This is a genomic window from Vibrio rhizosphaerae (assembly GCF_024347095.1).
GTDB lineage: Bacteria > Pseudomonadota > Gammaproteobacteria > Enterobacterales > Vibrionaceae > Vibrio > Vibrio rhizosphaerae.
The window spans coordinates 2,638,014-2,660,329 of sequence record NZ_AP024903.1; the positions used below are offsets into that span (position 1 = coordinate 2,638,014).

At 48.1% G+C, this 22,316-nt stretch carries 14 protein-coding genes; 9 read left to right on the forward strand and 5 right to left on the reverse strand.

The window, feature by feature from the left end:
• Window positions 1-33: 33 nt before the first annotated feature.
• The 3 genes from recD to recC form a co-directional block, all read right to left on the reverse strand.
• Window positions 34-2,118 (reverse strand): exodeoxyribonuclease V subunit alpha, encoded by a 2,085-nt coding sequence (gene recD / locus OCV37_RS11515; RefSeq protein ID WP_038183361.1) that lies wholly within the window; start codon window positions 2,116-2,118, stop codon window positions 34-36.
• Window positions 2,115-5,744: an exodeoxyribonuclease V subunit beta gene (recB, locus tag OCV37_RS11520; protein ID WP_038183360.1), complete on the reverse strand. Its 3,630-nt coding sequence runs from the start codon at window positions 5,742-5,744 to the stop codon at window positions 2,115-2,117. Before recB ends, recD begins: the two co-directional genes overlap by 4 nt.
• A gap of 351 nt (window positions 5,745-6,095) precedes the next feature.
• Complete coding sequence (recC, locus tag OCV37_RS11525) at window positions 6,096-9,596, reverse strand: exodeoxyribonuclease V subunit gamma (protein WP_038183357.1); 3,501 nt, start codon at window positions 9,594-9,596, stop codon at window positions 6,096-6,098.
• Between the two features lie 137 nt (window positions 9,597-9,733).
• Between recC and OCV37_RS11530 the strand changes: the two genes are divergently transcribed.
• The 8 genes from OCV37_RS11530 (at window position 9,734) to OCV37_RS11565 (ending at window position 18,760) form a co-directional block, all read left to right on the forward strand.
• Window positions 9,734-10,630 (forward strand): LysR substrate-binding domain-containing protein, encoded by an 897-nt coding sequence (locus OCV37_RS11530; protein ID WP_038183356.1) that lies wholly within the window; start codon window positions 9,734-9,736, stop codon window positions 10,628-10,630.
• Between the two features lie 67 nt (window positions 10,631-10,697).
• A complete protein-coding gene (locus tag OCV37_RS11535) occupies window positions 10,698-11,009 on the forward strand; it encodes a YebG family protein (RefSeq protein ID WP_038183353.1) in 312 nt (103 codons plus the stop codon).
• A 200-nt stretch (window positions 11,010-11,209) separates the two neighbouring features.
• Complete coding sequence (gene dapD / locus OCV37_RS11540; RefSeq protein WP_038183351.1) at window positions 11,210-12,241, forward strand: 2,3,4,5-tetrahydropyridine-2,6-dicarboxylate N-succinyltransferase; 1,032 nt, start codon at window positions 11,210-11,212, stop codon at window positions 12,239-12,241.
• A 353-nt stretch (window positions 12,242-12,594) separates the two neighbouring features.
• Window positions 12,595-13,608, forward strand: a complete 1,014-nt coding sequence (locus tag OCV37_RS11545) for an adenosine deaminase (protein ID WP_038183902.1) — start codon at window positions 12,595-12,597, stop codon at window positions 13,606-13,608.
• Window positions 13,609-13,639: 31 nt separating this feature from the next.
• Window positions 13,640-14,194 carry a gamma-glutamylcyclotransferase family protein gene (locus OCV37_RS11550; RefSeq protein ID WP_038183900.1) on the forward strand — a complete coding sequence of 185 codons (555 nt, stop codon included), beginning with the start codon at window positions 13,640-13,642 and terminating at the stop codon, window positions 14,192-14,194.
• Between the two features lie 228 nt (window positions 14,195-14,422).
• Window positions 14,423-15,424 (forward strand): substrate-binding domain-containing protein, encoded by a 1,002-nt coding sequence (locus tag OCV37_RS11555; RefSeq protein ID WP_038183350.1) that lies wholly within the window; start codon window positions 14,423-14,425, stop codon window positions 15,422-15,424.
• 165 nt (window positions 15,425-15,589) lie between these two features.
• The gene (locus tag OCV37_RS11560) at window positions 15,590-16,735 is read left to right on the forward strand and encodes an HD-GYP domain-containing protein (RefSeq protein WP_051680691.1); all 1,146 of its coding nucleotides are present in this window, start codon (window positions 15,590-15,592) and stop codon (window positions 16,733-16,735) included.
• 312 nt (window positions 16,736-17,047) lie between these two features.
• On the forward strand, window positions 17,048-18,760 hold the full coding sequence (locus tag OCV37_RS11565; protein ID WP_038183348.1) for an AMP-binding protein: 1,713 nt from the start codon (window positions 17,048-17,050) through the stop codon (window positions 18,758-18,760).
• 58 nt (window positions 18,761-18,818) lie between these two features.
• Here OCV37_RS11565 and OCV37_RS11570 read toward each other — a convergent pair whose 3' ends face one another.
• Window positions 18,819-19,025, reverse strand: coding sequence for a DUF1127 domain-containing protein (locus OCV37_RS11570; protein ID WP_038183345.1), 207 nt, complete (start codon window positions 19,023-19,025; stop codon window positions 18,819-18,821).
• Window positions 19,026-19,125: 100 nt separating this feature from the next.
• On the opposite strand from OCV37_RS11570, the gene OCV37_RS11575 reads away from it, so the two are divergent.
• Window positions 19,126-20,064, forward strand: a complete 939-nt coding sequence (locus OCV37_RS11575) for a LysR substrate-binding domain-containing protein (protein WP_038183342.1) — start codon at window positions 19,126-19,128, stop codon at window positions 20,062-20,064.
• A 123-nt stretch (window positions 20,065-20,187) separates the two neighbouring features.
• Here the strand turns inward: OCV37_RS11575 and fusA are convergent, their stop codons facing one another.
• Window positions 20,188-22,275, reverse strand: a complete 2,088-nt coding sequence (gene fusA, locus OCV37_RS11580) for an elongation factor G (protein WP_038183339.1) — start codon at window positions 22,273-22,275, stop codon at window positions 20,188-20,190.
• Between the last annotated feature and the right edge of the window lie 41 nt (window positions 22,276-22,316).

Consider the following 22,316-nt stretch of genomic DNA (forward strand, 5'->3'; position numbering starts at 1 on the left):
AATTCCGGCTTTTCCAGAATTAGCCTAAGCATATCAATCTGCCATTTTTTCTCTCAATCCACTGACACGCTGTGTTTTTATCCTGACCGCAGCCTGCAAGATTTTAGGGGAAGTAAACAACGCCAACTGCTTTCTCGCCCGGGTAATTCCGGTGTAAACCAATTCACGGGTTAACAGCGGAGTGTGATCCGGTGGTAACAGCAGCAAGGTAAAATCAAATTCACTGCCTTGTGACTTATGGATCGTCATGGCATAAGCGGTTTCATGCTGAGGAATCCGACTCGGTAAAAATCCGCGGACGTGGCCGTCAAATTGCTCAAAATAGACCTTCAGCCGATCATCCTGAGGATCACGCATACAGATACCAATATCACCATTATATAGCTCAAGATGGTGATCGTTACGGGTGATCATTACCGGCCGCCCTTCATACCAAGCCTCATCACGGTTACGAATCAGTTGATGACGACTTAAAGCTCGCTCAACTCTCTGATTGACGCCGGTGACACCAAAATCCCCCTCCCGAATTGCACACAGTAATCGACAACGATGAAATAACCGCAGCACGTAAGCCGCTTTTTTCTCGGGAGAAATCCCTTCAGTGACTGCCGATTGATCAGCAATCGCACGCAAATAGTGAGCGTACTCTGCCACCAGTATCTGCAACATTTGCTGGTAACTGTCACTGTCCAATGCATGAATTTGTACATCGGTGTAATTGTGTTGAGTCACCTGCATGAGCTGGGATACATCTCCTGAATTCACAGCCTTGGCCAGTTGTCCAATTCCGGAGCGCGCATGGAAACGGTAACTTTTTTGCAGCAGACACAAACTATCCGCCAGCGCAGGAACCTCTTGATGCGGGTTCTGAGGCTCAAACTGGTATCCCGTCAGTCGAGACAGCTGCATCATTTGACTCCGGCTATATCCCTGAGTCTGAAATGCACAAATATCGCCTAATACAGCACCCGCCTCAACAGAGGCTAACTGATCCTTATCTCCCAACAGCACCAACCGGGCATGATCCGGTAAAGCTGTCAGCAATTTATACATCATCGGTAAATCAATCATGGATGCCTCATCCACCACCAACAGATCGACGTGCAGCGGATTATGCTGATGATGACGAAATTCCGCACTATTCGGAATCGCCCCTAATAATCGGTGCAATGTACTTGCCTGAGTCGGGATTTGGTCTTTCACTTCAGCAGGAATGGACAGGCGTTCTACCGCCTGTCCGATAGATTCGGTCAATCGGGCTGCCGCCTTTCCGGTCGGCGCGACCAGCTTGATTTCCAGTTTTTGCTGCAACGAATGATTCTGACTCACCAGTGCCGCCAGCAACCGGGCAACCGTGGTTGTCTTTCCGGTGCCCGGCCCACCGGAAATCACCGCGAAACGACGACTCAATGCAATCGCAGCCGCAACTTTCTGCCAATTCAGACATACCGATTCCGGTACCAGCACATCCAGCTTCTCGAGTGCTGAATCGTCTGATGCCTGCTGTAACAATTGATCAATCGACGACCAGTCCAATGCGGATTCCTGTACCACATCCAGAAATTCACAGACCAGACGCTGCCGCGCTCCCACTGACGACGCCGACTGTAAAGCCTGAAATAATGCGTCATAGGGCCGGGGAAATAATTGATTTAACGTTCGGGCTAAATATTCAGTTTGCGTCGTATCGATCGACACGGGAGATGACAGTGTCTGCAAGCGCAACGCCAGCTGATGTTCATAAAACCAATAACGCTGGAGATAAAGCCGTTTACCATCAAAAATCAGTGGCAGATAACTGCCCGGCGTCCCGATCAGCGGACAACGCGCAATCACAGCCAGCCAATCGAGGGATTCAACACATTCTCTGACTGCATGCAACTCAGCGACCGTATGGCCGAATAATAATTGCGAAAGTGCCACTTGCCCATCATCATCCACCAGCGGGACACAGATGTGTCCCCGACCCAGTTCATAACTGACCAGTGCCGCTAACCAAGCCACCGCATCCTGATCTTGCGAACACTGGTGAGCAATAAAACGGGCAAATTGTTGATCCAGCGGACGAATCACGCGTTTCTCAGTAAACGATGCCAGAGACTGAGCCAGTTGTGTCATAGGTCGAGCTCCATCTGTCCTGTCTGCGTTACACGCATATTGTCATCTTCTCCGGCAAAAAAATGGTCTAATGCAGTAATCAGTTCAAACGTCGGACGATGAGCAAATACTCCCGACGAAGTCTGTCCGTCGATACCGCGCAAAAACAGATAATACACCCCACCAAAATGCTGCTCATAGTGATAGTCTGTCAGACGACTCGCTAAAAAACGGTGCAAAGCCAATGTGTATATTTGATACTGAAAATCATAGCGATGTTCAACCATCGCAGCGTTGAGACGAGATGAATGGTAATCTTCAACCTGATTGCCAAGATGGTTTGATTTCCAGTCCAGCACGTAATATCGTCCCTGATATTCGAATACCAGATCGATAAACCCTTTCAGCATCCCTTCGACCTGCGCAAAATTCAACTCACCGGCTTGAGCAGACAAAGCATCATATCGTTTCAGAATCCGGTTTAACCGCGGTGAACGTAATTGGTCGACAGGCAACAGAAACTCCATTTCAACCAACCGCTGCTGTTGCGGAATCTGATCTAAGCGCAATTTTTTACCATCTAATGGCGTCTCTAATACATGGATAAGCATCTGCTGTAAGACCGGTAGCCAAGATTCATCAATCGCCGCCGAATCCATCAACGTCTGAAGCACTGCCGTATTTGCAGCACTGTCCGGCGCGTCGGTAAATTCAATTTGCTCAAGCACACTGTGCAAAAATGTTCCTGCGGTTGCGCCTTTCGGAAAAGTGAAAATGGTCTGTTCTTGCGGGTCGAACCGATGTTCGTCCACTTCTCCGGCTGAATCGAGATCGAATCCCGGAACTTCCTGAGTGGCATCAAGAAATGCATGATGCCCGGACTGCTTGACCAGATTGGAATAACTGGTCATGCGCCAGGCTCGCTCAATCGGGTGCTGTTTCTGTTGTGCCGTCAACGTTTGTTGCGCTGCATCAACCCGGGGTAAAGGTGACTCTGGCCGTTGCGGAGGCACATCAATCACCGTGTGTCCGTCCGGATCACATTGCGATGTAATGCCCAGCCTCAGTAATCCGGCATCACCGGGTTCGCCCTGCTGTAACAAATAACCGATTGCCGATAAATGTGCGCTGCTTGCTCCCTTCCCCGAACGCCCTTTCAATGGGGCGATCCCCACATAACAACCGTACACCGAGCGTGTTAAAGCGACATACAACAAGCGCAGGTCTTCAGCCAGTCGCTCTCTTTCCGCCTTCGCCACTGCGGCTTCTGTCCGGGTAATATCCAAAATAATCCGGTCCTGTTTCTCGTCGTAGTAACGCGCTTCTTTAGCCTCACGAAAGCTCATCACAAACGGCAGGAAAACCAGATCATATTCGAGACCTTTAGACTTATGGATGGTCACAATTTGCACCAGATTTTTCTCTGACTCCAAGCGCTGGACTGACGTTTCCGGGTGGCTCCCCTGCGCCACGTCGATCATCGATTGCGTCAGCCAGCGCAACAAACCATGATCGCTTTCGATTTCAGTCCCTGCTTGCTGCAATAACTCACCGATGTGCAAATAATCCGTCAACAGTCGCTCTCCCCCTTTCTGCGCCAGCCAACGCTCGGCAAGATGGCGCTGATAGAGAACGGCCCGCAACATCGGCAGAATGCCCCGCTCTGACCAGATCGTACGATACTGGCGAAACTCCTGAACCATCAGCTCCCATAGAGATTCATTACGATTTAATGCATCCAAATCCTGCACAGTCAGTCCGAACAAGGGAGAGGCTAACGCTGCCCGCAATGGACGCTCCTGCTCCGGCGTCAACACGGCCTGTAACAACCGTTGGATATCTATCGCTATCTCACTGGCGAACACACTCTCCCGGTTAGACAAGTAGACACTGGCAATGTCCTGACGTGCCAGCGCTTCTTTGATGAGCTGACCTTCACGTCCGGTCCGAACCAGTACGGCAATGTGTCCGGCCTGAATGCTTTTCTGTCCTTTACCGGAACAGAGAACCCCTTCGCCATCCTGCGCAGCCTGTAGAATCGTCTGGATTTGAGCTGCGGTCGCATTTGCCATAACTTGCTCGTATTCACCTTTGGTTATGACCGCATCGGGTGCAATATCCTCCGGCCACCAATAAGTCATGGCGGGTTGTACTTGCTGATACAGTTGCCACTGACGTTGTTGTGCCTCGGGAGGGGCTGTGACCTGAATAAACGGAATATCCGCATCATGGAGAAAAGGACTCTCGGATGAAGCAAACAACCGATTGACCGCATCGATCATCGCCTGCCCGGACCGCCAGTTAGTCGCCAAAGTAAAATGGGAACTGACCTGACGACGCGCTTTGATGTAGGTGAAAATATCTGCCCCGCGGAATGCATAAATCGCCTGTTTCGGGTCACCGATCATCAACAAACCACACGCAGGATGCGAGGCGTAAATGTGGCTGAAAATATGGTATTGCAGCGGATCGGTATCCTGAAACTCATCAATCATCGCGACGGGGTATAATGTGCGAATCCGCTGCGCTAACTGACCGGTACTATCCAGATCCAAAGCGGATGAAAGCTGAGACAATAAATCATCAAACGATAACCACTGCTGTTCAGACTTTGCTTTCGCCAATAAATGCCGACAGGTTTCAATCGCATGGGCTTTCAACGGTGCTTCAATCGAAACGGGGGTCGCAAGAAAATCATCGATGAGCTGAAATAAAGGATGTGTCGGCGGGGTCCCGGTTGGGGTTTTCTCATTCAACACTTGTTGTGAAAAACGCACCAATTGTTCGGGAACCCAGTAACTATGCGTCTCCGTTTCAGCCCATTGGGATACTTGCTCAATCCACTGTGGCCGAGATTTTTTGGTATACACACGCTTATTGACATCGGATTGGGCAATACACGCGTCAACATCAGACTGATGCTGTCGCCACTGTGCCTTCATCTCAACGATACGTTGCAAGTTACCTTGGTGCAGTTGCTCAAGGCTGGCATCCATCGCACTGACAGAAAGTGATGGTGCCTGACCGCTCAGATAAGGGCCAATTTGTGCGAGCAAAGCATTGGGTGTCGGCCATAACTGACGGACTTCAGCAGCCAGCTCAACCGACAGCGGATAAAACTGGCGTCGCCAGTAATCGGCCACCACTTGTGCTTTGAGACGGCTTTCATCGGTAATAAACTCATGGTGAAAACGGCTGCCCGATTCAAACGCATTCTGGACTAACATCCGCTGACAGAATCCGTGAATGGTATAAACCGCCATCGTATCCATCTCTCGCTCAGCCTGAAGCAAAATATCGGCGGCCTCCGCATGATCCGGCGTTTCATCGAGAAATGATTGCAACAGCGGGTCATCACTATGATGGCGGGCAAATGCCAGCCGGGCTTCATGAATCCGGGCCCGAATCCGTCCTTTCAACTCCGCAGTGGCCGCCTCGGTAAAAGTCACGACTAAAATCTGATCGACCCGCAAGGGGGTTGCATGGCGATTTTGTGTATCGCCATGTCCCAACAGCAGACGCAAGTAAAGCCCGGCAATCGTAAATGTTTTTCCGGTGCCCGCTGATGCTTCAATCAAACGCATCCCATGCAACGGAAATCGCATCGGTTCCAGCGGGATCATGACATCAGATGTTGTGTGACTCATACCGGTCTTTTTCTCCAGGTTAACGATTGATTCAACATGGTGGAGTGTGATCTAAGCAATAGAATTGACATAAATCGATTCACGCCTGTTCTGCCTGACAAGGAGTGAGATCTGACTCACGGATAACTAACCCTTTCATCATTAACATCTCGCTCCAAGTTGAACAACATTCTCAGTTGAATGAAATGTCCGACTCACCGAATTGTGGTCCCTCTGACCCGTGGCCGTACAGCAAACACCCTACACAAAATAACGATTTTCTGGCGGCCACCACTTTCCTCTGTTTGCCTTTTATCTCTTTCCCTCAGTACATCCATTTCCGGTTTCGCATTTTAGCTGGTCGTCTGAATGTTACGATTCATCCGTATATTCTTTGACCCAAAGCATCGGGGGCAGTAAAACCTGTTCGGCGTAAGCATACGCCGTCTGACTTAACGCTTCAGACCACTGCGGCCAGATACGGGCAATATACGCATTTTGGCCTTCACCACCAACCGCACTAAAATCATTCCCGATGAAAGCTTCTTGCATTTTTTTCGCGGTTTTTTCTTTATCTTCATGCCACTCACGCTGGCGATTGAAATTGGCTTCAATCCCGGCTAACGCCACTTGCGGAAAATAAGGTAACGGATGATTCATGCCCTCAACGTAAAAACGCACGAACGCATCCAGATAGGTTTGGGCTTGTTGGCGGTCTATTGCCGGATAATAAAGATGCTGAACGCCATTCTTGCGCTCATAACCGATCAGATGGGTCGGACAGGTTTCTCCCATAGCCGCTACCGCGAGATGATCCAGCCACGCCGATAAATAATCCTGCGCCCGGATGCGCCCTACCCGGTAACGAACCAGACCGGATTGAAAATAACGGGTTACCCAGCCAAGCAATTGGATGGGGCGTTCAGCGCCTAAAACCGTGGTCGTGAGATTCAACTCACAGTCGGGTTTTGGCTGCTGACACAGATAATCAATAACGTCGGTCAGCGCCAGCGCCTGCTCATAGTGCTCCCGGAATTCAAGTTCCCCGAAAGCGCCGACAGGCAGTTGTCCTTGTGCCCGTTTTGCTTGAATAAAATGCTCAACCGGTTGTATTTCAGACCGGGATGCCGCCAAATCTGAACCTCGCGTCTGCTCTGGGCGACGACGCGCTTCCAGCAGGACTGCGACTAATTCATCCAGCAGTTGATAACGTGCCAGACCATTGAGTGAAAATGGCTCTTCATCCTGTAATGCCACCAACTCATTTTCGAACCAGACACGTAACCGACGATTGAAAAAATATTGAACCGGTAAACGCCAGAAACGCTGTAGTTCAACAAAGTCCAGTTCCAGAGGAAATGTCACATCCGCAAAAAAGTCAGGTAATGGTGATGCTTCGCTCGTCGGTGCCGGTAATATGGTCCCCGTAGCGGCGGGGAGCCACTCTCTGGCATAACTACCGTGTGAACTGGCAAAGGCATCGGGACTGTAAGGGACCATCGGATGAGAACAGGTCAGGTGTTGAACCAGCCGCTCACCGGAGAGATCACTGGCGAGCATCTGATCCCCGTCCAGACAGTAATTTTGATGGCAATACGCCACCAGTTCACTCACCAGTACCGATGGCAAACTGACACTGTTATCCTGAACAGAACGTCCGACATAACTGATATAAAGCCGTTGCCGGGCAGAGAGCAAAGCTTCAAGAAACAGGTAACGGTCATCGTCGCGTCGCGAACGGTCACCGGGCCGGGATTGCTCGGTCATTAAATCAAATCCTTCGGCTGGCACAGCCCGAGGATAAACACCATCATTCATCCCCAGTAAGCAAACAACCTGAAAAGGAATCGAGCGCATCGGCATCAAAGTACAAAAATTCACCTGTCCGGCTAAAAAACGCTGACTGACCCGGGCATTGGATAACTGCCCGGCCAGATAGTGATATAGAATGTCCGGTGCAATCGCGTCCTCATAGTGAGCATCGTGCAATTGCTCCTGCAGATGGTTGAGCGTGTCGCGAATATGCTGAAAGCTGACTTCCTCTTCCACCGAGGCCACAAAAAAATCATCAAGCAAGGTATTCAGTCGCTCACGCCATTCAGTTATCGGCAATGTCTGTCGTAATTGCTGGCGGTAATCCCGAATCCGAGCGATAAATGCCGCCAGTTTTCCGGCTAACTCAGCGTCGAGTCCCTGAATTTCATTATACGGGGCAACATGGTGGTCTCCCAGTTCCAGCAGATCCGCAGCATCGGACATCGCATAACCCGCCAGCATTCGGTCAATCCCGAACTCCCACGTGTTCTGCCGTGTCGGTGGTAAATCGAATTCACTCGCGGTCTGCTCATTCAGCCCCCAACGAACGCCGGAAGCTTCGACCCAGCCTTTGGCCTGTAAAAATTCGGCTTCACTGATATCAAAACGCGCCATCATCGTTGGTGTTTCTAACAATTCGAGTAACTCAGAAGCCAGACAACGGGAACGCGGCAGCTGGAGCAAGCGCATGAATGCCTGTAAAACCGGAGACTCTTGATCCGCAGTGCGATCAGAGATAGAAAAAGGAATATAACGCTCGGCAGATGCATTGCCGAATACGGCTTCAATCACCGGACTGTAAGTATTGATATCGGCAACCATCACGATCACATCGCGAGGGTTAAGTTCAGGGTGACGGTCAAACAGAGACAACAGTTCATCATGCAGGACTTCCACTTCTCGCAGCGGGCTGTGGCACTGATGAATGGACAAAGACTCATCCCTGTTGCTGACCTTCTGCTTATGCGCACTGGAAGTCAGAATTTGATCATTCTGGTGTTCTTCGAGGTGGAGAATATCGGCCTGAATCTGGTGTAACAGCGTATCCCGCGGTGTTTCAATAAAAAATTCATGCTCTTCACTCTCAATCTGCGACAACAGGTAGAGATTATCCCGGCCGAGTTTCCCCATTGACGCCAGCAGACTATTCCCAACCGCTTGCTGCAAATGCAGTTCATCGGCAAGATTAGCGTCGATTCCGCCCTTTAATGGTGAACGCTCGCCACCGCTCACCCATTGGCCGGCCTGTAATACAACCTGTTTACGCTTCTGACTCGCAATGCGGGCCAGATATTTTCGATCCCGGATTTCCCCCCAGTAGTGCTGACACGGATTGGTCAGCATCAGGTGGACATCGGTCTGCTCGCCCATCGCTTGCAGCGCATCCAGATAACGAGGTGGCAGCGCCGTGATACCAAAGATGAACAATCGTTTGGGTAAAATGCCATCCGGAATCTGAGTCTGTTGTAGCTGTTCGATAAATTGTTGATACAAGTTGCCCCGGTGATAATGGGACTGGCCCAGCTGCTTGGTATCCTCAAACAAACGTTGCCATAATATCGGTTGCCACGGATGACGTTCAGTCAGTGAACCGATGGGTTTATCAGCTTCCCAGCATTCAATCCAGTCTGGGCGATACACCAAATAACCATCGAAAATATCGGCAATTTTTTCAGCCAGCTGAAAACGCTTCAACGCAGAATCATCATCCGTAAGATACTGACGTAACGGCATAAATTCCGCTTGATCGAGCATCTCCGGTAGCAGTCGCATCAACTTCCAAGTCATCGCTTCTTTGTTAAAGGCACTCCGTTTCGGCACCCCCGGCAACACACTGGCAAACATCTCCCAGATAAATGTCGCTGGCAACGGAAAATCAATATTCGCGGTGATCCCTAGCTCTTGCGCCAGCGCCATTTTCAACCACTGGGACATCCCCGGACTCTGCACTAGAATTTGCTCGGCTTCAAACGGGTGAGTCAATGGTTCACTTTTGATGAAGTGAATCAGCAGTATCTTGAGCGTATCAAGTTGATTTGAATGATAAACAGTAAACAAGCGCTATCCAGACTGAGAAACCATGATTGTTGGTTAGATTAGCATATTGCCTGTCAGCTTTCCCCTGTCACCGACTTGAATAAAAAGATAAAATGCCGAAAGATGTAAATTCTTATTCGTTGAGAACTGAATCCGATATGCTCACTCATATTACACTCCGGCAACTCCACATTTTTACGGTCGTCACCCGTAACAGTACTCTGACAGAAGCCTCAGAAGAGCTATTTCTGTCAAAAGCAGCCGTGAGTATGGCGCTCTCAGAGCTAGAGAAACAGCTCGGACATGCATTATTTGATCGGGTGAATCATCGTCTGATTCTCAATCAAGAAGGCCGCAAACTCCTCCCCTTAGCCGATGAACTGTTGAACCGGGCCAATCACATTCCCCGCCTGTTTGACCATGAAAACCGGCTGCACGGGCAGTTGCGAATCGGTGCCAGTGATACCATCGGCAATCAAGTCGCACCATATCTGCTAAGTGACTTCCGGCAGCAGTATCAACATAGCAGCCAGACATTATTTATTTCTAACTCGGCACAAATTTGCCAAAAACTGGTGGATTATGAGCTCGATATAGCCCTGATTGAAGGGAAGACATTACATCCGGCTTTATTGTCCAAGCAATTCAGCCAAGATGAAATGTGCATCATCTGCGCACCGGATCATCCGCTGACCCAAAAAACCGATATTCAGTTATCGGATTTTGAACATAGCCAGTGGCTGCTCCGCGAAGCCGGTTCCGGTTCCAGAGAATTCTTTTTGCGTACCATCGCACCACGTCTGGAAAGATGGTACGAAGCATTTGAACTGAATACCACCGAAGCCCTGATCAACAGCGTCTCCGCCGGGTTAGGATTCGGCTGTCTGTCCCGACTGGCGGCTAAAGCGCCTTTACAAGATGGTCGGGTGGTCTCGTTATCGGTTCCTCTGGATATGCGCCGACGTTTCTGGCTACTGGTCCATAAAGAAAAATATCAGAACCCACTGTTAAAATGCTTTATCCAGTTTTGCTTTGAGTGGCGTCGCAATGAATAGACTTATGACCATTTTTACTGTATAAAATAACAGTATTTTATCATTCAACCAAAACAGAGGAATTACCATGGCTGTAATCGTCAAGTACGTGGTCGAGCGGAATGGAGAAGAAAAAATGACTTTTACCTCTAAAGCCGAGGCAGATGCTTATGACAAAATGCTCGATATGGCAGATGAATTATTCACTTTACTCGGCAAGAGTGAATTACTGAATAATGAAGAAAAGCAAGAAGAGCTCGCAATGTATTTAGCACAAAATAAAGAAGAAGTGCTGTACGCCTTAGGAGCCAAACGCAGACCGGCCCCCGCCAAACCTAAATCAGAGAAGAAATCAGCCCCCAAAGAAGCGGCCACTGACTCCGATGATCAGGCAGCCTGATTCAAGCTTTCTTTATAGGATGATATATCGCTAAAACGACAAATCATATCAATTGACAGACGTTCTGCGTTTGAAGACTTTCATCCTGTTTAGTGGCTCTTTATGATGGTCACATCTGATTTCAATGCCCGCGTTGCTTCAGGCGAACGGTTCAACATGACACCCCGCCAAGACAACGCGATTCATCAACGGAGAAAACAATGGCTTATTTTGCACTAGCACTTGGAACCGCAACAAAAAACCGTGACGGAAAAATTATCGAAGCATATTTTCCAACCCCGATTCTCAACCCGAGTGATGCTTTGGTTTCCCAACTGACCGCAATACTCAACTATCAGGGTGGCAACGAAACATTTGAAGTGACCCCGGCTCAAGCCGCAGACATGGCGCAAGCATTTCAGTCTGAGGATGAAACCGCCAGTGCAGCGTTTGCTACACAAGCTGCGTCATCAGAGCAGCCTCTTGTTGGTGTTATTCTGGCAAGCGATGATAAACCACAGACGGTCGCTGAAGGCTTCCTCAAACTTCAATTGATCTCACACCGCCTCGTTCAACCGCACGGTACGGTGCTCGATGGCATCTTTGGTCTGCTACATAATATTGCCTGGACCAACGAAGGGCCGATTGACTTACCTGAATTACCAGAGCGTCAAATGGCTGCTCGTCTCGCGGGTCGCGTTCTGAGTGTTGACTGTGTTGATAAGTTTCCGAAGATGGTGGATTACGTTGTACCGACCGGTGTCCGGATTGCCGATACCTCACGCGTTCGTCTGGGCGCTCATGTCGGCGAAGGCACTACCGTTATGCATGAAGGATTCATCAACTTTAACGCCGGTACAACCGGAGTCAGCATGGTCGAAGGCCGGATTTCGGCAGGTGTTGTCGTCGGCAATGGCTCAGATATCGGCGGTGGCGCATCGATCATGGGCACGCTTTCAGGGGGTGGCAAAGTGGTTGTGTCTATTGGTGAAAACTCCCTGCTCGGTGCCAATGCCGGATTAGGCTTCCCACTGGGTGACCGCTGTACACTTGAATCCGGTTTGTATGTCACTGCTGGCACCAAAGTTCAAATGCTCGATAAAGATGGCAATCAAGTTGAAGTTGTCAAAGCGCGCGATTTAGCAGGTGTCTCCGATTTGTTGTTCAGACGCAACTCTCAAACCGGACAGGTCGAGTGTCTTGCCAACAAGTCAGCAGTCGAACTCAACGATGCACTCCACAGCAATAACTAAGCAGGTTAAAACCATCCGGATCCCGTGGATGTGAAATATGCCGCTTCTGTACATTGCCCAAGACCGACACCACAGTGTCGGTCTTTGTGTAACAGCTCCCGGCGCTGCACCGCTGACACAGATTCGCACTCAGTACCGCCAGAGAGCAACCATTGGCCGATTTTTAGAACGATACACACGAGAAAAAGTAGATTCTTTATCAGTCTGATGATGAACAAGCGATACTTTTTCAGTAGAATCCGTGCCACTGACGATGACGACAAGTCAACTGACCAATCAATATACCGTCAGGCTCTAATATTTTTGAATCGATTGATTTACGATTGAATTACCTGATTGTCACAGAGGCAGATATGCAAAATTTTATCCAGAATCTACCCAAAGTAGAGTTACATCTTCATATTGAAGGCACACTCGAACCAGAATTGATGTTTCAACTGGCAAAACGTAATCAGGTCAATATTCCATTTAATACTCCCGAAGAAGTTCAGGCCGCTTACCAGTTTACCAATCTGCAATCTTTCCTTGATATCTATTATCAAGGCGCAAATGTGCTGATTCATGAGCAGGATTTCTTTGACCTGACATGGGCTTACCTCCTGCGCTGTCAGGCAGATCATGTCATGCATACTGAAATCTTTTTTGATCCACAAACACATACTGCCCGGGGTATTGCGTTTGAAACCGTCATCAATGGTATCTCCGCTGCGTTAGACAAAGCCAAACAAGAGTTAGGCATCTCCAGCCAATTAATCATGTGTTTTCTGCGCCATCTCAGCGAAACTGACGCGATTGAAACCTTCAAACAAGCGCTGCCTTATCGGGATAAGATTGTCGGCGTCGGTCTGGATTCCTCAGAGCTGGGGCACCCACCGGAAAAATTTGCCCGGGTGTTTCAAATGGCACGAGAGGCTGGCTTTATTCCCGTAGCTCACGCCGGTGAAGAAGGTCCCGCCAGCAACATTGACGATGCTTTGAATATATTGGGTGTCCAACGGGTTGATCACGGGGTCCGCTGTGTCGAAGATCCGCAACTGGTACAACAATTGGTGAACACCCGGATGCCACTGACGGTTTGTCCGCTTTCTAATATCAAATTGTGTGTGTTTGACAACATGGCGCAGCACAACATTGTTGAGTTACTGCGCCAAGGCCTGTGCGTGACCATCAACTCCGATGACCCGGCCTATTTCGGTGGTTATATGACGGATAATTTTATGGCAGTTGCCAATGCCCATGAGATGACGCATGCTGAACTTGCACAGTTTACCCTCAATGCGATTGAAGCCAGCTTTATCTCTGATGCAGAAAAACAACGCATGACATCAGAAGTTAATGCCTATCTCAATCACGCCGAGACTCAATAAATCACCGAATCACAGTGGAGGTTTTGTGGCAATTTATATTTTTGGTTATGGCAGCCTGATGAATTCATCTTCACGTCAATTAACCGGGCAGACCGGCACGGCCTGTCCGGCAGTCGTCGAAGGCTTAACCCGGACTTGGGGCAAAGTGGATGACAGCTATCAGGCTTCCCCATTGGTTGCCCAGCCCGGCGACGGTATTGTGAATGGGGTCTTGCTTCATGTCTCCCCCAAAGAGCTAGCCCAGTTCGGCCAACGTGAGCGGGGATATCATCGTATCCAGCTGACACTCACTAACATCGAAACTGAATTGCCACTCACAGCTCAAGATGCGGTATGGGTTTATGTCAAGAATGAACCCATGCTGCCAAGCCATGAGAGCCCGATCCTGCAAACATATATCGACACAGTTCTCACCGGATGCCTTGAAGTTTCAGAGGCCTTTGCAGATCTTTTCGTTCAACACACGAATGGTTGGGAACATCCGCTGGAAAATGATCGTCACGCCCCCAAGTATGTCAATTATGCCGGGATTCATCCGGAACACTGGCCTAAGATTGACCAAATTCTGACGCAAGTATTCGCCTGATAAGGTGCGGCCTCTTTATTGAATTGAGGCCTTTTTATTGCCGGTGACGAAAGCACAGACTTTTGCGGTCGCGACATGTTTATGCCTGCACGTTCATGATAGAATCCGCACGGTTACAGAAAATATGACCAAGATGGCACCATCCGAAGATCTACCCCCATCTCAACGGGCTGTAATCAAATCCCTTCGCTGCGCCATGTTTTATCTAAAGATGTATAGAGGAATACAATGGCAACGATCAAAGACGTTGCACGTGAAGCCGGTGTGTCCGTCGCAACCGTTTCGCGTGTTGTAAACCAGTCACCGAAAGCCAGTCAGTCATCGATTAAGGCGGTACAAGCCGCGATGCAAAAATTAGGCTATCGACCTAATGCTGCGGCCCGGGCTCTGGTCAGTCAAAGCACTAACATCATTGGCGTTCTGGTCAATGATGTCTCTGATCCATTTTTTGGCGCACTGGTAAAAGCCGTTGATAAAGTCGCTCACGAGCATGGCAAACAAGTGCTGATCGGCAATGGCTACCACCATGCAGAACAAGAACGTAAAGCGATGGAGTTGCTGATCAACAGCCGTTGCGACGCGCTGGTGATTCACGCCAAAGCGCTGTCGGATGATGAGTTGATCAGCTACGCTCACGAAGTGAAATCACTGGTGTTGATCAATCGTTATATTGCCGAAATCGCCGATCGCTGTATCTCGCTGGATAACTTTAAAGGGGCGTATCTGGCGACAGAATATCTGATTAAAAATGGTCATAAAAACATTGCTTGCATCAGTTCTTCGCACCCGATTGAGGATACGATTCAGCGAATCGACGGCTATCAGACTGCACTTCACGATTACGGTATTTCATTACCCCCCTGTTATATCGAGAAAGCAGAACCGAATACCAAAGGGGGGGAAATCGCCGCCACCAATTTATTGCTTAAATCGCTGGATATCACAGCGATTGTTGCCTACAACGATAATATGGCCGCCGGGGCAATTTTTGTGCTGGAAGAAAACGGCCTGATGTTACCGGATCAAATCTCCATTATCGGTTTTGACGACGCGTTGATTGCTCGTTATGTCAGCCCCAAATTAACGACGGTTCTCTATCCCATTCAACTGATGGGAGAACAAGCGGCACAACTGGCGCTCAATCTGGCCAAGGGCACGCCATCAGAGTTACAACCGTTGCGTTTTTCTCCTACGTTAGTCAGACGGGATTCCGTGAAAAGACGAACCTGACTTTCGTCCCAAAACTCAGGCTGAATAAGCTGATTCGAGTCTGCAACAGCGATAACCGAGCACGAAAAGAATGCATTTTTTCGACAGCTGACTGCTATTTTTATGCACAATTCTTCTAAACTAAACAGAAGGAATCGGTGAGAAAATCGTAGCAAGGGTATCGATATGAGCCATCTTGAGCACAACGATGTTCAACAGACATCCCATCAGCGCAGTCTGAATGAACAACTTGTTGAAATTCATGAACATATTCGTGAGCAACTGCCTCAAATCGCCCGAATCTCATTTGCCCTGTACGAATCATTTTCAGACCATCTAAAGACTTATGCCGACAGCACTCCGGATAATGAGATTTTACGCCACTATGAATATCCGCTGAACCAGCTCCCCGACCTGAAGCGCTGTGCGGTTGAGCAGTGTGATCGCTGTATCAACGAGCCCACTCAGGCGCTGGAAACCGATACGGTTCATACTCAATGGCTGAAACAACAACGTTTTGGCGGGTCACTCGCCTCCCCGATGTATTATCATCATGAATTTATTGGTTTCATTTTTATCAATACCGCCGAAGGATATCGTTTCGACGCCCGCCTCTGTGAGCAACTGTCAGCGCATATAGACATGATTCGTCAGGCTATCGGGCGTGAATATGAAACCATTCATAAAATTCTGGATATGACCAGTTTCATTCTAAAACAAAATCCGAAACATCTGGCGCAAAGTCGCGATCATCAAGAGCGGATGTATCATTTTACCAAAATCATCGCCCGGGGCGTCTCACAGCAATATCATTTGGATGATGAACAAATCGACCATATCACGCTCTTTTCCCGGTTACATGATATCGGTAAGCTCTCGATACCACATCATTTGCTGTTAAAACCCGGCGGTCTCGGGGTGATGGAAAGACAACAGGTCATCGGGCATATTGACAGAGGAATTGAGATCATGGAATCCGTCTTGTCACGTGCCGACTGCCTGCATCATGCCTGTATCCAGACTTTAAAAGAAATTGTTTCCTACCACCATGAGTTGATGGACGGTAGTGGCTATCCGTTTGGGCTTAAGGCCGATGAGATTCCCATCTCCGCGAGGATCATCACTGTCGCGAATATTTTTGATGCACTGACCACTCACCGGCCATATAAACAAGCGCGTTCAGTGCCGTTTGCTCTGCTTGAATTAGAGAAGATGGTTGCCGAAGGTAAACTCGATAAACATTGTGTCAATGCGCTGAGAAACCATCAGGCATTTCTGAAAGAGATCACCCGGGAGTATCCGGAGCCGGATCCCAGTCATTTTTCCGACTAAATCGCGATTCTTTTATGTCGGTCATCGGCAGGCCTTGAGAAACCGAGCGCATCACTTTCTGACGCAACGAATCACGAAATACATCACAAAAACGAATCGTATAAAGAACAAAGTCATAGAAATAATCTTAAAGTAAAGCTAATCCAATCAAAACTTTGAAAATCAATGCAACAGCCAGTGAATGGCTAGCGATACATACAATATGAGTCAAGATAAGGCCTGTGTCTGATGACGCCCTCCGAGTCATATATCGTGAGTTCACCCGGACATAAGCGCCATAAAATAATAACAGCCTAATAATGGATATACCCTATGCTCAAAGGACATCAAACCCGTACCGATTGCAGTACATTGAAAACACCCTACGAATGTTTACACCACTGGGCTCAATCGCGACCTGATGATATCTATCTCAAACAGATCAAACACCGCCGTTTTGAGACATATACATTTGCTCAGGTGGCCGATCATGCTCAACGGCTGGTCAGTGCCTTACAGGCACTCAACCTGAAACCGGAAGATCGGGTTGCAATCATTTCGAAAAATTGTGCGGAATGGTTTATTTGCGATCTGGCGATTATGCTGGGCGGTTTTGTCAGCGTCCCGATCTTTCCGACCGCCAACGAAGACACGATTGATTACTGTCTCACTCACAGCGAATGTAAAGCGGCATTCATCGGCAAACTTGATGACGTAAGCGCAGTGATGGAAGTGCTGAACCACAAATCTGACTTAATCAGTATTTCCCTGCCGTACGATAGTGCTCCCCATTGTCAGCACCAGTACAACCAACTGATTCATGATCATCCGCCCTCGGCGTACCAACCGAAACATGATGCTCAATCACTGATGTCAATTGTTTATACATCCGGTACATCCGGTACCCCCAAAGGTGCAATGTTAAGTTATGGAGGCTTTGCTTGGTCAGTCAGTCAGTTAAGCCAGTGTATCGGCATCAAGCATCATGATCGGGTTTTCTCATATCTGCCGCTGGCTCATATCACGGAGCGCGTGTACATTTTTGGCTCTTCCATCTTCTGCGGATTACAAACTGCATTTCCGGAGTCTCTCGACACATTTATTGAAGATGTGAAAATGCATCGCCCGACACTCTTCCTTTCTGTCCCCCGATTGTGGACGCTTTTTCAACAACGCATTCTGGATACCATCTCACAGAAACGGCTTGATCTACTCCTTAAAATTCCATTGATTCGGACCATCATCCGCAATAAGGTTGCCCATGCATTAGGTCTGAATAAAGCGAGAGTTCTCGGCTGTGGCTCGGCACCGGTCTCCCCTGATTTATTACTTTGGTACGATAAACTGGGTCTGCCGATTACGGAAGCTTGGGGAATGACGGAGTCTTTCGCCTACTCAACACTCAATTATCCTTATCAAAAATCTAAAGTTGGTACCGTCGGCCCTGCCGGTCCGGGCGTGACGATCAAAATCGCGGAAGAAGGTGAAGTGTTAGTTCAGAGTCAGGGGCTCTTCAGCGGCTATTACAAAAATGAACAGGCAACCCGTGAAGTCTTAACCGATGATGGCTGGCTGAAAACCGGTGATATTGGCAAGCTTGATTCGGAAGGTTATCTGTCGCTGGTGGGACGAAAAAACGATACCTTTAAAACAGCGAAAGGTAAATTTGTCTCTCCGGTTCCGATTGAGAAAAAACTCTATCAAGCCAGCCGCGTAGAAATGTTATGCCTGATCGGTTTAGGTCTGCCCGGCCCGATCCTGTTGGTGGTCCCACATGATATCCCCAATTTCGATAAAGCCCGATATGAACGTTCAGCCAAACGTATCGTCGAAACGATCAATCAAGAATTGCAATCTCATGAACAAATCAAAGGGGTATTAATGGTCAAGGATGCCTGGAGTATTGAGAATGGTATTCTGACGCCAACACTAAAAATTAAAAGACACTTGCTGGAGAAACAATACCACCAGCTCGGATTACACTGGCCAAAAGATAAACTTGTCGTATGGGAAAATGCGATTTCCGAAAATCATCCATACGGTTAATCTCATGCATGATTTTCGGATACTTGGAACAAAAGGACAAACATAGTAATGAGTGGGATTAATCCCAGAAATATTTTTGGCACTCTTTCTGGGCATCTTCCCGACTCAAACCAATATCATCTAACAGATGCTCCGGCAATTCAGATAATTGTCGGCGTGTCTGATGATTTTGTCGCCAACGCTTTATCAAAGAGTAGATATTCTTAATCCAAAAACGATAAGTATCAATCAAAGGCGGTTGAATTTTATTGACAATCTCGTTCATAGTTTATCCTTGATATATGGTGTTTTCGTGGTTAAATAATTGTCGAAAATAGTTCATGGCACAAACGATAAAATCTGACACTCAATTAAGGAAAACTTAAGTGAAAAGTCGTCTACCGCCTTTACAATCTGTCTATTATTTTTACATGGCTGCAAAATCCGGCAGTTTCAAAACTGCCGCCGAACAACTCTTTGTCAGTCCGGCAGCAATCAGCCAGCAGATTCGTCAGCTAGAAGAATGGTTAAAATGTGAATTGTTTCAACGACAACACAGAAGCGTTCATCTCACAACGGAAGGACAGATTCTGTATAAATATGCGCAAAAAGGCTTTTCCGAACTCCATGCAGGTATCCAATATTTAACTCAGGATCCATCCCCCAATCAGTTGTCTATCTCAACCCATCCGGCTTTCGCTCAGCACTGGCTGGTACCCAAGCTACAAGAATTCAGACAACAACATCCAGACATTATGTTGCTGATTGACCCGAAAGATGCACTCGTTACCTTTCAGGATGACTCGGTGGATCTCTGTATTCGTTATGGGCAAGGAAGCTATGAAAATCTGGCCAGTATCAAGCTGATGGATGAAGTGCTCTACCCCGTTTGTCACCCGCTCTATCAGCAACAGCACCAAATCAAGTCGGTCAAAGACTTATATCGTGTCGATTTGATTGAAGATATGATTCCAGACATGAGCTGGGAGCTGTGGCTTAACTCGATCGGTGCTCCGACCGGGCGGCCGACCCTTAAATATGAGGGGTCTTTATTTGTATTAGAAGGCGCATTAGCGGTGCAAGGTGTTGCGCTCATGAAACATACGCTGGCACACCGCTATATTCAGGAAGGCAAACTGATTCGCATTGGTGATCAGGCAATTCGCTCTCGTTATAGCTACTATATCTGTGCCCCGGAAAGCTACCTGCAACGAAAAAAGGTCAAAGTCTTTATCGCCTGGATACAAGAACAAATTGCGACATTTACGCTGTCCGGTTTAAACGAGCTTAAAATTATCGAACGAACCATCATCGAATACACCTGATAAAGGTTGTCACGGATTGTAAGATAAACCGCGAGGCCAGAGAAATGGGATTTCAGAATGGTAACAAAAAGCCCCGTCAGCTTTCGCTACGGGGCTTTGACGTTAAAGGGTTAACCCAAAGAATTACTTCTTAGCGTTACGCTCTTTAACTTCAGCAATCACTTTCTCAGCAACGTTTGCCGGACATGCTGCGTATTTTTCGAACTCCATCGAGAACTGACCACGACCTGAAGTCATTGTACGTAGTGTACCGATATAGCCGAACATTTCAGAAAGAGGAACGTCAGCTTTGATACGTACGCCAGTTGCACCAGCTTGTTGATCTTTGATCATACCACGACGACGGTTCAGGTCACCGATAACGTCACCGACGTTGTCTTCTGGAGTGAACACGTCAACTTTCATGATTGGTTCAAGAAGCTGTGCGCCTGCTTTAGGCATAGATTGACGGAATGCGCCTTTCGCTGCGATCTCAAATGCGATTGCAGATGAATCCACTGCGTGGAAGCCACCGTCGAACAGTTCAACTTCAACGTCCAGCGTTGGGAAGCCAGCCAGCACACCGTGCTGCATCATGCCTTCAAAACCTTTCTCAACTGCAGGCCAGAATTCCTTAGGAACGTTACCACCAACAACAGTTGATTTGAAAGTGAAGCCAGAGTTTGGCTCGCCTGGTTTGATACGGTAGTCGATCTTACCGAACTGACCAGAACCACCAGACTGTTTCTTATGCGTATAGCTGTCTTCGATTTCTTTCGTGATAGTTTCACGATAAGCCACCTGAGGTGCACCAACTTCCAGCTCAACGCCGTAAGTCCGTTTCAGGATGTCCACTTTGATGTCAAGGTGAAGTTCGCCCATACCTTTCAGGATGGTTTCACCTGAATCTTCGTCAGTTTCAACCTGGAATGAAGGATCTTCTGCAACCATCTTACCGATCGCGATACCCATTTTCTCAGTTGAACCTTTATCTTTCGGAGAAACCGCGATAGAGATTACTGGTTCTGGGAAGATCATTGGTTCAAGCGTACATTCATGTTTTGGATCACACAGTGTGTGACCAGTTTGAACGTTCTTCATACCAACAACTGCAATGATGTCACCTGCTTGTGCTGAAGTGATTTCAGTCCGGTCATCTGCTTGCATCTCAACCATACGGCCGATCCGCTCAGTTTTACCGGTTGCAGCGTTAAGAACGGTATCACCTTTCTTCATTACACCGGAGTAGATACGGATGAAGGTCAGCGCCCCGAAGCGGTCATCCATGATCTTGAATGCCAGTGCTTTCAAAGGTTCAGCTGCATCAACGATCGCTTTCTCACCAGTCGGTTCACCCGTTTGTGGATCAGTCAGGTCTTGTGGATCAACTTCAGTTGGATCTGGCAGGTAATCAACAACTGCGTCCAGAACTAGCTGAACACCTTTGTTCTTAAATGCAGAACCACAGAAAGTTGGGAAGAACGCCAGCTCACGAGTTCCTTTACGGATACACGCTTTGATTTGCTCAACAGTTGGCTCTTCACCTTCCATATAAGCCATCATCAGCTCGTCATCTTGTTCTACAGCCGATTCGATCAGAAGTTCACGGTATTCTTCTACCTGATCAACCATATCTGCTGGAACGTCTTTGATTTCGTAGTTTTCTGGCAGACCTGAGTCATCCCATACGTAGGCTTGACGGTTCAGTACGTCTACAACACCGACGAAATCATCTTCGCGGCCAATAGGTAGCGTCATCACCAGTGGGTTTGCTGCCAGTACGTTCTTCACTTGCTCAACAACGTTGAAGAAATCTGCACCCATACGGTCCAGTTTGTTAACGAAGATGATACGTGCAACTTCTGATTCGTTCGCGTAACGCCAGTTGGTTTCTGATTGTGGTTCAACACCACCAGAACCACAGAATACACCGATACCGCCATCTAGAACTTTCAGAGAACGGTATACTTCTACTGTAAAGTCAACGTGTCCAGGAGTATCGATAACGTTTAGACGGTGGTTTTTCCACTCACAAGTTACCGCAGCTGATTGGATAGTAATACCGCGCTCTGCTTCCTGCTCCATGAAGTCTGTCGTTGATTCACCATCGTGAACCTCACCAGTTTTATGGATCTTACCAGTAAGCTTAAGAATACGCTCAGTGGTAGTGGTTTTACCCGCGTCAACGTGCGCGAAAATACCAATGTTTCTGTATTTCGATAAATCTGCCATTGTCTTACTCTGTTAATAAGGTATAAAGTGCGCGCAGAGTA